The organism is Agreia bicolorata (assembly GCF_000938265.1).
Lineage (GTDB): Bacteria > Actinomycetota > Actinomycetes > Actinomycetales > Microbacteriaceae > Agreia > Agreia bicolorata.
The window spans coordinates 198,874-213,427 of the sequence record NZ_JYFC01000002.1; the positions used below are offsets into that span (position 1 = coordinate 198,874).

Here is a 14,554-nt window from a genome sequence, read left to right on the forward strand (position 1 = left end):
CCCGAACGGCATAAGTTCTGCAAGATTGTCAGCGCTGCTGCGCGGTGGCCTCGCTCAGCAAGGGAAGCTGCAGGGTCAGCCACGGGCTGAATGCCCACGGCGTGCTGGCGACGGACGTGCGCAGAGCGTCCGGGTCGACCCAGTTCCACTCGGCGACCTCGTCGGGCCTGCCCGCGACGTTGTCGCTCGTGGTGGCGGTGAAGACCGGGCAGATCTCGTATTCGACGATTCCGGATGCGTCGGTCGCCCGATACCGAAAGTCCGGCAGGGCCACGGTGACATCGTCGAGCGTGATGCCCAGTTCGCGTTCCGCGCGGCGGGCGACAGCATCGGTCATCTCCTCGCCGGGGGCGGGGTGTCCGCAGAACGAGTTGGTCCAGACGCCCGGCCATGCCACCTTGTCGAGCGAGCGTCGAGTCACCAGGATTCGGCCCTGCTCGTCGAAGACATGGCAGGAGAACGCCAGGTGCAGTGCCGTGTCGTTCGTGTGCACCGTGGCCTTGTCGGCCGTTCCGATCGGCGTCCCCTCCTCAGAAAGGAGGACCACCTGTTCGCGAGAAGACATGCCCTCATTCTGACAGAGCGAGCGAATAGTCAGCCGACTGAAGGAATTTCGCAATCCCTCGATCAGGCGAGGTACTTAGACAGTCTCGTAAGTTAGCCTCGAATTGTGGATACGCATGATCTCGTGGTGGTGACCCAGAGGCGCCGACAGCATGTCGATGCTGTCCTCGACCGCTTCTTCGGGATCGCCAAGACCCGCGCCTCGACAATCGGCCCCCGCTATGTGACTCTCTGGGAGACGCTCGAGAAGAACTCCGCAGGTGGCAAGAGATTCAGGCCGTCGATGGTGTTGGCGGCCTACGAGGCCTTCGGGGGAACCGATTCGGAGACCGCCGCATACGTGGGCGCCGCCTTCGAGTTGCTGCACACCGCGCTCATCGTGCACGACGACGTGATCGACCGCGACTTCATCCGTCGCGGCGGCCCCAACGTGTCCGGAAGCTACCGCGATTTGGCGCAGACCGCGGGAATCCCCATCCCCACCGCGGAGCATCGGGGGCTCTCCGTCGCCGTCATCGCCGGTGATCTCGCCCTCTTCAACGCCTTCCGTCTGCTTGACCGCAGTGGTGTCGCTGGCGTTCTGCGCGAGCGCCTCCACGAGATCCTCGACGAGGCCATGTTCGCATCGGCCGCCGGAGAGCTGCTCGATGTCGACTTCTCGCTTCACCCTGATCCGCCGTCCGTCGATGACATCGTCGACATGGAGCGGCTGAAGACGGCGGTCTACTCCTTCGAGACTCCGCTGCAGGCCGGGGCCGTGCTGGCAGGAGCCGACGACGAAGCCGTCGAAGCCCTCGGATCTTTCGGACGCAATCTTGGCATCGCCTATCAGATCGTCGACGATCTCCTCGGTGTCTTCGGTGACGAGGGCGATACCGGAAAGTCCACCCTCGGGGACCTCCGTGAGGGCAAGCGCACCGTGCTCATCGCCTACGCGGCGACCACCGAGCAGTGGGCCCAGATCGAGCCGTTGTTCGGCGACGCCGGCCTCGACGAGCAAGGGGCGCAGCGCATCCGTACTCTGCTCGAATCCAGCGGGGCGCGGCGCTACGCCGAGGCTCTCGCCAGCGACTTCGCCAATCGGGCGTGGGAGCACCTGGCCTCGGCTTCTCTTCCCGATTCGGTTCGCGCAGAGTTCCGCGGCTTCGTCTCGACGGTGCTGGAACGGGCCAAATGACTCAGCCTCGCTCGTTGTACGACCGCGTCGCCATGGAGGCATCGGCCGTAGTCATTCGCCGATACTCCACGTCGTTCGGGCTCGCGTCCAAGCTTCTCTCGCCGCCTGTGCGCCAGCACGTCGAGAACATCTACGCTCTTGTGCGGCTCGCGGACGAGGTCGTCGACGGCGTCGCCGCCGAGGCGTGTCTTGCGGCGGATGCCATCCGGTCGCAGCTCGACACGCTCGAGGCCGAGACGAACGAGGCGATGCGCTGCGGGTTCAGTACGAACCTGGTGGTGCACGCGTTCGCCCTGACCGCCCGCGAGACAGGGTTCGGCGAGGAACTGACAGAGCCGTTCTACGCATCGATGCGCGCCGACCTGAGTCAGACCGCACACACGCCGGAATCTTTCGACCGCTACGTCTACGGTTCCGCCGAAGTCGTGGGGCTGATGTGCCTCAAAGCCTTCCTCGTCGGCCACCGCTACTCCGATGCAGACGATGCGCGGCTCGTCGACGGAGCCCGCCATCTCGGGGCCGCTTTTCAGAAGATCAACTTCTTGCGCGACCTCGCCGCGGACTTCACCGCGCTCGGCCGCAGCTACTTTCCCGGGGTCGACGTCGACTCGTTCACCGAGGAGCAGAAGACCGCGATCATCGAAGACATTCAGAACGACCTCGACATCGCCTGCAGCACGCTCACTCTTCTGCCGGCATCATCGCGGCGTGCGGTGGTGCTCGCGCAGGGCCTCTTCGCCGAACTCACCCGCCGCCTGCGCGAAACGCCGGCGTCGGTGTTGGTGACCACCCGCATCCGCGTGCCCAACCCCGTTAAGATGCGAATCGCGGCCCTTGCTGCCGCTGGTCGTCTACCGAAGGAGCACGAGTGACAGCCTTGAACGCCGCCGGTGGAAGTACTGACCCGCAGAGCGAGCCTCGACGGGCCATCGTGATCGGGGCCGGAATCAGCGGGCTGGCGAGCGCTGCGCTCCTCTCCCGCGAGGGCTACTCGGTTACCGTGCTCGAGAAGCAGGGGGCGGTCGGCGGCCGAGCCGGAGTCTGGAAGAAGGACGGCTTCACCTTCGACACCGGCCCTTCGTGGTACCTGATGCCCGAGGTCTTCGATCACTTCTACAAGCTCATGGGAACATCGGCCGCAGAGCAGCTCGACCTCACCCGCCTCGACCCCGGATACCGCGTTTTCTTCGAGGGAGAAGAGACCACGGTCGACATCCGTAGCGATCTCGACTCGAATCTGGAACTGTTCGAATCGTTGGAGCCCGGCACGGGCGTCAAGATGGCGGGTTACCTCGACTCGGCCGCCGAGACATACGACCTGGCCAAGAAGTACTTCCTCTACTCCACCTTCGAAGACCTGAAACCGCTCGCGGTCGGCCCCGTCGTCACTCGCACGCCCCGACTGGTGCGTCTCCTTACCGAGACCCTGGCCAGCTTCGCAGGGCGCACGGTACGCGATCCGAGGCTGCAGCAGATCCTCGGCTACCCCGCTGTCTTCCTCGGATCGTCGCCGTATGCCGCGCCGAGCATGTATCACCTGATGAGCCACCTCGACATGAACGATGGTGTGCTGTACCCCCAGGGCGGCTTCGGCCAGGTGATCGCCAGCATCGAGAACATCGCCCGAGAGGCCGGCGCCGAGATTCACACGGGCGCCACCGTGACGCGCATCGTGCTCGAGCTCGACCCGGCGCTGAAGGCCCCCGAACCCGAGAAGAGCGTCTACGACTACGAGACCACCGAGTTCGACACGAATGTGATCGATCGCGACGAGCTGCGTCGGGTTCTGGCGGGCGAGGTGGATGCGCACGGCAACGGCGCGGCCGCGCCGTCGGGCGCCGCGGCCGACCCCGTGGCCGCGCCACGCGCATCCGACCGCAGCCGTGTCGGCGGCGTGCACTACCTCGACGAGGAGGGCCGGGCTCACGAGCTCGAGGCAGACCTCGTTGTCGCCACCGCAGACCTGCGCCACGTCGAGACCACCATGCTGCTGCCCGAATTGCAGACCTACCCCGAGTCGTACTGGGAGAAGAAGACGGCGGGCCCCAGCGCCGTGCTCGTCTACCTCGGTGTCGCGGGCGAGCTTCCCGAGCTCGCGCACCACTCGCTGTTCTTCACCAAAGACTGGAAGGGCGACTTCGGCAAGATCTTCGGAGCGAGCCGGTTCGGCCGCTTCGGGCCGAAGGGGGCCACCTCGGTTCCCGAGCCCGCCTCGATCTATGTCTGCCGTCCCAGCGCCACCGACGACACCGTCGCGCCGGCGGGCCACGAGAACATCTTCATCCTGGTTCCGATTCCCGCCGACCCGGCCATCGGTCACGGTGGCGAGAACGGCCAGGGGGATGCGCGGGTCGAGAAGATCGCCGATGCCGCGATCGCGCAGGTGGCCGAGTGGGCGGGCGTTCCCGACCTCGCCGACCGCATCGTCGTTCGACGCACGGTGGGGCCGGCCGACTTCGTCGACGACCTCAACTCGTGGAAGGGCACCGCTCTCGGACCTGCGCACACCCTGGGGCAGAGCGCGTTCTTCCGGGCGGGCAACGTGTCGAAGAAGGTCGACGGGCTCGTCTACGCCGGCGGATCCACGATTCCCGGAATCGGCCTGCCCATGTGCCTGATCAGCGCCGAGCTCGTGATCAAGCGACTGCGCGGCGACACGACCACGGGTGCTCTGGCGGAGCCGGTTGCGGCGGGGCCCGGCGACTGATGGGTCTGCTGTACCTGCTCGCGCTCCTCGTCTCGATCACGGGCATGGTGGTGCTCGACCGCCGTTTCATGCTGTTCTTCTTCAGGGACGCGCGGCGGGCGACCATTGTTCTCGTCGCGGGTCTCGTGTTCTTCGTCGGCTGGGATCTGGCGGGCATCGGGCTCGGCATCTTCTTTCGCGGCGAGACGTCGTTTATGACAGGCCTCCAGCTGGCTCCCGAGCTGCCGGTCGAGGAGCTCTTCTTCCTTACCCTGCTCTGCTACCTCGCGATGAATCTGTTCGGGTTCCTGACGCGTGGTCGGGCCACCGGCCACGCTCCTGCTGCTCGCGGCGAGGTACGCCCATGACCTATTGGACGCTCAACGCGATCTTCCTCGCTGTGGTCGCGCTGGTCGCGATCGTCGCAGCCCTGCGCATCCGGAGCACCCGGCCATGGGTCGCGATCGCCATCACCCTCGGCGTTCTGCTGGTGATGACCGCGGTCTTCGACAACGTGATGATCGGCGTGGGGCTCGTCGGGTACGAGCCGTCCCTTATCTCCGGCGCGTTCGTCGGCATCGCGCCGCTCGAGGACTTCGCGTACGCGGTTGCCGCCGCGATTCTGCTGCCGTCGCTCTGGATGCTGTTGCCCGCGGGCTCGCGCGCATCCGGCACCGGAGTCAGCGCGGAGCCGGGCGCATGATCCGCCAGCTGCTGCTGTCGTCGCGGCCCCTCTCGTGGGTCAACACGGCGTTCCCGTTCGCGGCCGGATACCTGCTGGTCACGCGCGAGGTCGACCTCGTGTTCGTGTTGGGAACGCTGTACTTTCTGATTCCCTACAACCTGGCGATGTACGGAATCAACGACGTCTTCGACTACGAGTCCGACATGCGCAACCCGCGCAAGGGCGGCGTCGAGGGCGCGGTGCTCGACAAGTCGCTGCATCGCATTACCCTCTGGGCCGTGGCCATCACGAATGTGCCGTTCGTGGTTTTCCTTGTCGCGGTCGGGTCTCCTCTGTCGTGGCTCGTGCTCGCCGTGAGCCTCTTCGCCGTGCTGGCGTACAGCGCGCCGAAGCTGCGGTTCAAAGAGCGCCCGTTCATCGACTCGCTCACCTCGAGCACCCACTTCGTGAGTCCGGCGGTCTACGGGCTGGTGCTGGCCGGGGCTGCGTTCACGCCCGCGCTCTGGGCCGTGTTGGCGGCGTTCTTTCTCTGGGGCGTGGCCAGCCACGCGTTCGGCGCGGTGCAAGACATCGTCGCCGACCGCGAGGGGGGCATCTCCTCGATCGCGACCGTCATCGGCGGGGCGGCCACGGTGCGTTTCGCTTTCGTCGCCTATCTGCTGGGCGGAGTGCTGATGCTCTTCACCACGTGGCCCGGCCCGCTGGGCGGACTGCTGGTGCTGCCGTACGCGCTGAGCGTTCTGCCGTACTGGTCGATCGCCGACGCGGATGCGGAGCGCGCGAACACCGGGTGGCGCCGCTTCCTGCTGTTCAACTTCGTGTGCGGATTCGTCGTGACCATGCTGCTGATCTGGCTGTGGGTGCTGGTCCCCTAGGTTCGCGCCTCACCTCGGCGCGAGTGTTGCTCGGGGCGACGGATGTGCCCGGGCGACCGGCAACATCCGTCGCCCCGAGCAACAGGCAGCGGATGCCGGAGGGCGGCTACTCGGCGAACGCCGAGGCGCGCAGGTCGGGCAGTTTCACGAAGAACATCAGCACCAGACCCACCGCCACGACGAGCACGAGCCCGAGAATTCCCCAGTACTGCGCTCCCCCCAGCGCGATGAACAGTGACCACAGCCCGGGCGAGATGAAGCTCGCCGCGCGGCCGGTCGTGGCGTAGAGACCGAAGATCTCTCCCTCGCGGCCTTCGGGGGAGACCCGGGCGAGCAGAGAACGCGACGCGGTTTGGGCAGGGCCGACGAACAGGCAGAGCGCCAGCCCACCGATCCAGAAGACGATCTTGCCGGCGTCGTGCAGGGCGAAGACGGCGGTGCCTGCCACGACGAGGCCGAGGAGCGAGATGAGGATGACGGCGCGCGGCCCGAAGCGGTCGTCGAAGCGCCCGGAGATGATCGTGCTCACGCCCGCCACGAGGTTGGCTGCGATTCCGAAGGCGACCACCTCGAGGAATTTGAAGCCGAAGATGCCCGAGGCGATGATCCCTCCGAAGGCGAAGACACCGGCGAGCCCGTCGCGGTAGACGGCGCTGGCCATCAGGAACCAGAACGTATGTCGGCTCTCGCGGTAGAGACGCGCTATGTCTTTGACGAGAACCGCGTAACTCGCGAAGAAGCCGACTTTGGGGCCGACGGATGGCGCGGACGGTGCTTCGGGAACGAACACGAAGATGGGGATGGCGAAGATGACGGTCCAAATGGCGCAGCCCACGGCGACGATGCGAAACGGCAGGCCATCTTCTTGCGGGAGTCCGAACCAGTCGGCGCTGTACGCCACGACAACGAGGACGAGTGCGACGATGCCGCCGATGTAGCCGAGTCCCCAGCCGAGTCCACTGACCCGGCCGATCGTCTTCTTCGTCGACACCTGCACGAGCATCGCGTTGTAGTTGACTCCGGCGAGTTCGCTGAAGACGCTGCCGATGGCGACGAGAGAGGCTCCGAGCACGAAGTAACTCGGCTGCCCCTGCACGAAGAAGAGTGCGCCCATGCTCGCGACGAGCAGGATCGTATAGAGCAGCAGCCCCGCCTTGCGGCTACCTGAGCGATCAGCGCGCTGGCCGAGAACGGGAGCGAGAACGAGAATCACCAGCCCCGCGATGAAGATTGCGAAACCGAAACCGCTCGCCAGATCGGCGAGGCCTGCGACCTTGACCGGATCCGTATCGGGCAGCGCAGCGACGTCGGCGGGCAGGAACACATCGGTGGTCAGGTACAGAGCCGTGAAGATGAGCGTGAGGATGACCGAGTTGTACGGCTGGGTCGCCCAGTCCCACAGCGCCCACGACCTCACCTGTCGTGCCGGAACAGGTGCGATCTGCAGGTCGAGTCCGACAGCGAGTGCGGCGCCCGTGTTGGCGACGAGGGGCATCTGAGCCGGTGTCGAGGCGTCGGCTGGGCCGGTTGCGTCACCGGCGGCGCCGCCGGAGTTCTGAGTCATGATCACACAGTAGCCGTGCAAGGCGTCGAGGCAGGAGACAATGTGTGCACGCTCAGTGAATCATGCCGACGCTGATAATTTCGGGTCTAAAATTATGGGCATGAACCGGCACCGGGGGGGCCTCTTCGACCGTGGGCGCGGCGGAGACACGGCAGATCTGCGCGAGCACAATCTCGCTCTCGTACTGCGTTATCTGCGCGACAACGGTCCCTCGTCCAGGGCTCAGATCGCGGCTTCGTCGAGCCTGGGGCTGTCGACGCTCACCGGCATGATCGGCGAACTGAAGACGCTTGATCTAGTGAATGAGGGTCTTGCCGGAACACAACCGCGGCTCGGCCGTCCCACTCACGCGGTGTCGCTGTCGGGTGATGCCTGGGTTGTGGCGGGGCTGCGAGTGGATGTCGAAGGTGTGCAGGCGAAGACGGCCACGGTGGGTGGCGATCATCTGGGCAGTTACGCCGACAGGGCCGATCTGCGCGGCGGCGATCCGGCGCCGGCGATTCGGATGCTCCGGGCCGCCATCGACTGGATCGTCGAGTCGATAGACCCGCACCGAAGACTGACGGCTATCACGATCTCGGTTCCAGGGACACTATCGCCGTGCGGTGATTCTGTTGCCCGAGCCGAGTCCCTCGGCTGGAGCGATGTCGACCTCATGACGTGTGTGCGCGAGCAGCTTCAGGCGGGCGGATGCGCCGGAGCGATCGTCGAATTCGCGCGCGACAGCGCGGTGGCAGTGCTGGGGCTCGCGCGCGGCGAATTGCGCGACCGCATCGGCGATCGCACGGCGCTGTATTTCGGGGGAGAACGAACCGTCGTCGGCGCGATCCTTCTCGCGGGCGAGCCGCTGAGCTCCGGGCCGTCGGGCGAAGCGGACTTCGCGCGCATTCCCGTGCAGGCCCCGGGGAGAGAGGCACAGAGGCTCGGCGACGTGATTGACCTGTCGGCGCTCCTGACGACATCGGGGGTGATGGCTCCCGACGATGCCGCCGAGCTCGTCGACCGCTTTCCACGAGAGGCTCTGTCAGCGTTCGTTGCCGCATTGTCGGAGGGGCAGGAGGGCGCCATCGCGGTGCTGACAGGGGCAATGGGGGCGGTCGGGCAGGCGATCGAAGCCGCCGCCGCGGTGCTCGGGGGCGAGCTGGTTGTGCTCGACGGATATCTCGGCGTACTCGGATCGCTAGTGGAGCCGCCGTTCGACGCGGCCGTCGAGGTGATCGCACTCGGGTCGCATCCCTCTCGGGTCGTCGATGGTGCTGTCTACGCGGCGCGAGACGCCCGCCTGGCGCAACCCTCGCGCATCCGGGACTGACCGCAGCGAGCGCGGCCTCGCGACGCGAAAAAGTTGAGTCAAGCAAACTCAACTTTAGCTGTGAGCGCTTGACATTGATTTCGCCCGCTGGCAAGCTTGAGTCAACAAGGCTCAACCCTTGTGAGAACTTAGACATTCTTGAAGTGAGAACGTCGGTCCCGCCAGCAAACAAGGAGAAATCACTCACATGGCTCGTGCAGTAGGAATCGACCTCGGTACCACCAACTCGGTGGTCGCGGTCCTCGAAGGTGGAGAACCCACCGTCATCGCCAACGCGGAAGGCTTCCGCACGACCCCCTCGGTGGTCGCATTCACCAAAGACGGCGAGGTTCTCGTCGGCGAGACCGCCAAGCGCCAGGCCGTCACCAACGTCGACCGCACCATCTCCTCGGTGAAGCGTCACATCGGCACCAACTGGACCGTCGACATCGACGGAAAGCCCTACACCCCGCAGGAGCTGTCGGCTCGAATCCTCGCCAAGCTCAAGCGCGATGCAGAGTCCTACCTGGGCGACACCGTCACCGATGCGGTCATCACGGTTCCCGCCTACTTCAACGACGCCGAGCGCCAGGCCACGAAGGAGGCCGGTGAGATCGCGGGCCTCAACGTGCTGCGCATCATCAACGAGCCGACCGCGGCTGCTCTGGCCTATGGCCTCGACAAGGGCAAGGAAGACGAGCTCATTCTGGTCTTCGACCTCGGTGGCGGAACGTTCGACGTGTCGCTCCTCGAAGTCGGTAAAGACGACGACTTCTCCACGATTCAGGTGCGCTCGACCTCGGGTGACAACCGCCTGGGTGGAGACGACTGGGACCAGCGCGTCGTCGACTACCTGATCAAGCGCTTCAAAGACGCCACGGGCGTCGACGTATCCGGTGACAAGATCGCCAAGCAGCGTCTCAAGGAGGCCGCAGAGCAGGCGAAGAAGGAACTGTCGTCGTCGACCTCGACCAGCATCCAGCTGCCGTACCTGTCGCTCACCGAGAACGGCCCTGCCAACCTCGACGAGACGCTCAGCCGCGCCAAGTTCGAAGAGCTCACCAGCGATCTGCTCGACCGCACCAAGAAGCCGTTCGAAGACGTGATTCGCGAGGCCGGCGTCTCGGTCAACGACATCGCCCACGTGGTGCTCGTCGGTGGATCGACTCGTATGCCCGCCGTCGTCGAGCTCGTCAAGAAGCTCACGGGTGGCAAGGAGCCCAACAAGGGCGTCAACCCCGATGAGGTCGTCGCCGTCGGCGCCGCTCTGCAGGCCGGCGTACTGAAGGGCGAGCGCAAAGACGTTCTGCTCATCGACGTCACCCCGCTGAGCCTCGGTATCGAGACCAAGGGCGGCATGATGACCACGCTCATCGAGCGCAACACGGCCATCCCGACCAAGCGCAGCGAGACCTTCACCACGGCCGACGACAACCAGCCGTCCGTGGCGATCCAGGTCTTCCAGGGAGAGCGCCAGTTCACCCGCGACAACAAGAACCTCGGAACGTTCGAGCTGACCGGCATCGCGCCGGCTCCGCGGGGCATCCCGCAGGTCGAGGTCACCTTCGACATCGACGCCAACGGCATCGTGCACGTGTCCGCAAAAGACAAGGGCACCGGCAAGGAGCAGTCGATGACGATCACGGGAGGCTCCAGCCTCTCGAAGGAAGACATCGCCCGAATGGTTCGCGAGGGTGAAGAGCACGCCGCAGAAGACAAGAAGCGTCGTGAGGCCGCCGAGGTGCGCAACAACGCCGAGCAGCTCGCCTACTCGATCGACAAGCTCATCAAAGAGAACGAGGACAAGCTGCCGGAAGACGTCAAGACGTCTGTTCAGGCCGATGTCGACGAGCTCAAGACGGCGCTTGCCGGCGAAGACAACGACGAGGCCGTGAAGGTCGCATTCGACAAGCTCAACGAGAGCCAGGGCAAGCTGGGTGAGGCCATCTACGCCTCGAGCCAGGCCGATGCAGCCGCCGAAGGCGACGCACCGACCGATGCTCCCCAGGATGCCTCGTCTGATGAAGACGTGGTCGACGCCGAGGTTGTTGAAGACGACGAGCCCAAGAAGGACAAGTAACTGTGACCGATCGCTCGAACCCCGAGAACGGGCCTGACGAGCCGGTCGACACCCCCTCGACAAGCTCAGGGAACGAATCGTTCCCTGAGCCTGCCGAAGGGCAGCCCGTCGATGGCGCCACAGCAGATGCGAACTTCATCGAGGCCGAAGGCCCTGATGTCGAGACCTCGCTGAGCGATGCCGACCTGAGCTTTCTCGAAGACGCATCGAGTGCGTCTTCGTCGACGGCCTCAGACGAGGTGCTCGCTGCAGAGCGGCTCGCCGACCTGCAGCGTGTCACGGCCGAGTACGCCAACTACCGCAAGCGCACCGAGGCGAACCGCGAGGTCGAGCGGGAGCGCACGGTCGGCGATGTCGTGAAGGTTCTCCTTCCGGTGCTCGACGACCTCGACCGCGCTGAGAAGCACGGCGATCTCGGAGACGGACCGTTCGCATCCATCGCGCAGAAGTTGCGTGGCGGCACCGAGCGGCTCGGCCTGGCGCCCTTCGGGGCGGTGGGCGACGTCTTCGACCCGCAGCTGCACGAGGCGATCTTCCAGCAGCCGTCGGCCGATGTCGAGGTCGAGACGGTCGCCGACGTCGTCGAGACCGGCTACTACCTCGGTTCCACGCTTCTGCGTGCGGCCAAGGTCGTCGTCTCGACGCCGGTCAGCGCGTAATCGCAACCTGGTAGCCCCTTCGACAAGCTCAGGGAACGGACTCGTTCCCTGAGCTTGTCGAAGGGCTGAACAAAACAAGGAAACTTCATGGCCAGCCAGGATTGGTTCGACAAAGACTTCTACAAGGTGCTCGGTGTGTCGAAGGACATCTCCGAGGCCGAACTCAAGAAGACGTACCGCAAGCTCGCACGCCAGTATCACCCTGACTCCAACCCCGGCGACCCCAAGGCCGAGGCGAAGTTCAAAGAGATCTCCGAGGCCCATTCAGTTCTCTCCGACCCTGAACAGCGCAAGGAGTACGACCAGATCCGGGCCATGGGCTCCGGAGCGCGATTCCAGGCTCCCGGCCAGCAGGGCGGAGGCTTCGAAGACGTCTTCGGCGGCATGTTCGGCGGAGGCGGCGGAGGGCGTGGCGGCCAGCAGTACACCTATACGCAGCCCGGAGCGGGGAGCCAGTACGACGATCTGCTCGGCGGGTTGTTCGGCGGCTCATCCGGAGGTTTCCGCGGTTTCGGCGGACCGACCCGTGGACGCGACGTCACAGCTCGCGCCACCATCGACTTTCTCACTGCCACCAAGGGCGACACGATCAAGCTGCAGACCGCAGACGGGCGCCCGATCACTGTGAAGATTCCGGCCGGCGTCTCCGACGGACAGAAGATCAAATTGCGCGGCAAGGGTGAGGCCAGTCCCGACGGGGGCGAGGCAGGCGATATCGTCTTGACAGTGACCGTGCGCAAACACCCCGTATTCGAACGCGACGGGTTGAACCTGCGCGTGAACGTTCCCGTGACCTTCGTTGAGGCGACGCTCGGGGCGACGATCGAGGTTCCGACCCTCGGCGGCGATCCTGTCAAGCTCAAGGTCGCGCCCGGCACGCCCTCCGGGCGCGTGCTTCGGGTCAAAGGCCGCGGCGTCGAGACCTCGAAGGGCACGGGCGACCTGCTCGCCGTCGTTCAGGTTGCGGTTCCCGCGCACCTCAGCCCCGAGGCGCGCGAGGCTCTCGAGGCCTTCCACGCGGTCGAGCCGCAAGAGAATCCCCGCCTCGAGCTGCTCTCGAAGGCGCACGAGTAACTCGACTCATCGCTTCACCCCGCAGTAGCCAGACAGGAAGGCAGGCCATGGACGAGAACTCTCCGGTGTTCGCGATCGCCATGGCCGCCGAACTGGCCGGCATGCATCCGCAGACGCTTCGCCAGTACGATCGCCTGGGGCTCGTCAGCCCGACGCGCACGCCAGGCAAGTCCAGGCGCTACTCCATGCGAAACGTCGTGCAGCTGCGCGAGATCGCGCGGCTGTCGGCCGAGGGTGTCAGTCTCGAGGGCATCGCCCGCATCCTGACGCTCGAGAACCAGGTGAACGCCCTCACCAGCCGCGTTCGCGAACTCGAGAGCGCCCTCGCCGACGAGCTGCTCAACCGCCCGAACCGCCGCGTCTTCGCGGCGGACGTGCAAGGCGATGTGGTGTCGCTGAAGCACGGAACGCGCACAGCGCGCCGCACCGAGATCGTCATCTGGCGTCCCTCCGCCGCGGATCGCGACTGACTGGAACCGCGCTGATCGACTAGGCCGCCTGCGGCCTTACAGAGACCACCTCGATCAGGTGACCGGGGTCGACACGAAGAGTACTCGGTCGCTCGCGACCAGCTCGTCGAGCGTGAATACGCGGGTGAGGTCGTGGCCCGCTGCGACGGCGGCCGCCCGCTGCGACTCCGACTGCGGCGCCATCCGGCCCTGCATAAAACCGCCGAGCGAGCGCACCGCACACGCCGCGATGATGCCCTCCGGAGTGCCGCCCGTGCCCATCACCGCATCGATGCCCGATGCTGGTGTGGCTGCGGCGATCGCGATCGACACGTCGCCCTCCGCCACACGATGCACGCGCACGCCGAGGTGGCTCAGCTCAGCGATGAGGGATGCGTGCCGCGGCTTGTCGAGAACGCCGATGACAAGCTCGTCCAGCGGCTTGCCCAGCGCCTCCGCCAGCCTCGTGGCGTTCTGCGCGGGTGCCGCGCGCACATCGAGCACGCCGATACCCGCCGGGCCGGCGATGAGCTTCTGCATGTAGAACACGTCGCGCGGGTCGAACATGCTTCCTCGCGGCGCCAGCGCGATCACGGCGACGGCGCCCGGCAGGTTCTCTGCCGCCAACCGCGTTCCGTCGAGGGGATCGACCGCGACGTCGCACGCCGGCCCCGCGCCAGTTCCTAGCCGCTCGCCATTGGCGAGCATGGGAGCCTCATCCTTCTCTCCCTCGCCGATCACGACCGTGCCGTCGAAGGGGGCCAGGCCGAGGGCATCCCGCATCGCAGCGACGGCCAGCTCGTCGGCCGCGTTCTTGTCGCCGGAGCCCACGAGGGGCAGGCATGCGGATGCCGCTGCCTCGGTCGCACGAACAACCGCGGCCACAAGCTCGGCCGGGTAATTCTGGGCGCCCACGACGGTGGTGGGGGAGAAGGGAGACGACTGCGGGGACATGGTTGAAAAGGGTAGCGTTCTCTGGTGAGCACGACTTCGTTCATCGACATCCGCGACACCGCGTTCGACCACCCCGACTCCGAGACACTGCGAGCTGCGCAACGCATCGAGATCGATGCGCGCTACGGGGGCGACACCGAACCGGGAACCAAGCCGTCGGCATCCGATGTGCCTGTCTTCGTCGTGGCCTACGACGCGGCAGGCCGGGCCGTGGGATGCGGCGGGCTGCGCAGGCTCGACGACGCGAGCGCCGAGATCAAGAGAATGTTTGTGACCCCGTATGCGCGCGGCACGGGCGTGTCGGTCGCCGTTCTGCGGGCGCTCGAAGCCCGGGCGCTGGAACGCGGCTGGAGCACGCTGCGGCTCGAGACGGGCACGGCGCAGCCCGACGCGATGCGCTTCTACGAGCGCGAGGGCTACTCGCTCATTCCGAACTTCGGCGCCTACGTTGGTGAAGCCGCGTCGCTCTGCTACGAACGGCGGCTGGGCTAGTCGC

General features: G+C 66.0%; 15 protein-coding genes. 12 read left to right on the top strand and 3 right to left on the bottom strand.

Features of this window, described 5'->3' with window-relative positions; translation table 11 throughout:
• Window positions 1-28: 28 nt before the first annotated feature.
• Window positions 29-565: an isopentenyl-diphosphate Delta-isomerase gene (gene idi, locus TZ00_RS04475; RefSeq protein WP_044439647.1), complete on the bottom strand. Its 537-nt coding sequence runs from the start codon at window positions 563-565 to the stop codon at window positions 29-31.
• Between the two features lie 105 nt (window positions 566-670).
• Between idi and TZ00_RS04480 the strand changes: the two genes are divergently transcribed.
• From TZ00_RS04480 to TZ00_RS04505, 6 genes are read left to right on the top strand one after another with little or no spacing between them, the layout of a single operon-like run.
• Window positions 671-1,741 (top strand): polyprenyl synthetase family protein, encoded by a 1,071-nt coding sequence (locus TZ00_RS04480; protein ID WP_084605916.1) that lies wholly within the window; start codon window positions 671-673, stop codon window positions 1,739-1,741.
• Entirely contained in the window at window positions 1,738-2,613 is an 876-nt protein-coding gene (locus tag TZ00_RS04485) for a phytoene/squalene synthase family protein (RefSeq protein WP_044439648.1), read from the top strand. The genes TZ00_RS04480 and TZ00_RS04485 overlap by 4 nt, the downstream gene beginning before the upstream one ends.
• On the top strand, window positions 2,610-4,448 hold the full coding sequence (gene crtI, locus TZ00_RS20295) for a phytoene desaturase family protein (RefSeq protein ID WP_052521269.1): 1,839 nt from the start codon (window positions 2,610-2,612) through the stop codon (window positions 4,446-4,448). The genes TZ00_RS04485 and crtI overlap by 4 nt, the downstream gene beginning before the upstream one ends.
• Entirely contained in the window at window positions 4,448-4,795 is a 348-nt protein-coding gene (locus TZ00_RS04495) for a lycopene cyclase domain-containing protein (RefSeq protein ID WP_044439650.1), read from the top strand. Before crtI ends, TZ00_RS04495 begins: the two co-directional genes overlap by 1 nt.
• Window positions 4,792-5,130 carry a lycopene cyclase domain-containing protein gene (locus tag TZ00_RS04500; protein WP_044439652.1) on the top strand — a complete coding sequence of 113 codons (339 nt, stop codon included), beginning with the start codon at window positions 4,792-4,794 and terminating at the stop codon, window positions 5,128-5,130. Before TZ00_RS04495 ends, TZ00_RS04500 begins: the two co-directional genes overlap by 4 nt.
• The gene (locus TZ00_RS04505) at window positions 5,127-5,987 is read left to right on the top strand and encodes a prenyltransferase (protein WP_044439654.1); all 861 of its coding nucleotides are present in this window, start codon (window positions 5,127-5,129) and stop codon (window positions 5,985-5,987) included. The genes TZ00_RS04500 and TZ00_RS04505 overlap by 4 nt, the downstream gene beginning before the upstream one ends.
• A gap of 106 nt (window positions 5,988-6,093) precedes the next feature.
• Here TZ00_RS04505 and TZ00_RS04510 read toward each other — a convergent pair whose 3' ends face one another.
• On the bottom strand, window positions 6,094-7,551 hold the full coding sequence (locus tag TZ00_RS04510) for an MFS transporter (RefSeq protein ID WP_044440277.1): 1,458 nt from the start codon (window positions 7,549-7,551) through the stop codon (window positions 6,094-6,096).
• A gap of 100 nt (window positions 7,552-7,651) precedes the next feature.
• Between TZ00_RS04510 and TZ00_RS04515 the strand changes: the two genes are divergently transcribed.
• The 5 genes from TZ00_RS04515 (at window position 7,652) to TZ00_RS04535 (ending at window position 13,125) form a co-directional block, all read left to right on the top strand.
• The gene (locus tag TZ00_RS04515; RefSeq protein ID WP_152631082.1) at window positions 7,652-8,863 is read left to right on the top strand and encodes an ROK family protein; all 1,212 of its coding nucleotides are present in this window, start codon (window positions 7,652-7,654) and stop codon (window positions 8,861-8,863) included.
• A gap of 187 nt (window positions 8,864-9,050) precedes the next feature.
• A complete protein-coding gene (gene dnaK / locus TZ00_RS04520; RefSeq protein WP_044439657.1) occupies window positions 9,051-10,922 on the top strand; it encodes a molecular chaperone DnaK in 1,872 nt (623 codons plus the stop codon).
• A gap of 2 nt (window positions 10,923-10,924) precedes the next feature.
• The gene (locus TZ00_RS04525; protein WP_044439658.1) at window positions 10,925-11,581 is read left to right on the top strand and encodes a nucleotide exchange factor GrpE; all 657 of its coding nucleotides are present in this window, start codon (window positions 10,925-10,927) and stop codon (window positions 11,579-11,581) included.
• An 87-nt stretch (window positions 11,582-11,668) separates the two neighbouring features.
• The gene (locus tag TZ00_RS04530) at window positions 11,669-12,655 is read left to right on the top strand and encodes a DnaJ C-terminal domain-containing protein (RefSeq protein ID WP_044439659.1); all 987 of its coding nucleotides are present in this window, start codon (window positions 11,669-11,671) and stop codon (window positions 12,653-12,655) included.
• 47 nt (window positions 12,656-12,702) lie between these two features.
• Window positions 12,703-13,125: a heat shock protein transcriptional repressor HspR gene (locus tag TZ00_RS04535; RefSeq protein ID WP_044439661.1), complete on the top strand. Its 423-nt coding sequence runs from the start codon at window positions 12,703-12,705 to the stop codon at window positions 13,123-13,125.
• A gap of 54 nt (window positions 13,126-13,179) precedes the next feature.
• Here TZ00_RS04535 and glpX read toward each other — a convergent pair whose 3' ends face one another.
• Window positions 13,180-14,058: a class II fructose-bisphosphatase gene (glpX, locus tag TZ00_RS04540; RefSeq protein ID WP_052521270.1), complete on the bottom strand. Its 879-nt coding sequence runs from the start codon at window positions 14,056-14,058 to the stop codon at window positions 13,180-13,182.
• A gap of 24 nt (window positions 14,059-14,082) precedes the next feature.
• On the opposite strand from glpX, the gene TZ00_RS04545 reads away from it, so the two are divergent.
• Window positions 14,083-14,550: a GNAT family N-acetyltransferase gene (locus TZ00_RS04545; protein WP_238579581.1), complete on the top strand. Its 468-nt coding sequence runs from the start codon at window positions 14,083-14,085 to the stop codon at window positions 14,548-14,550.
• The last annotated feature ends 4 nt before the right edge of the window (window positions 14,551-14,554 follow it).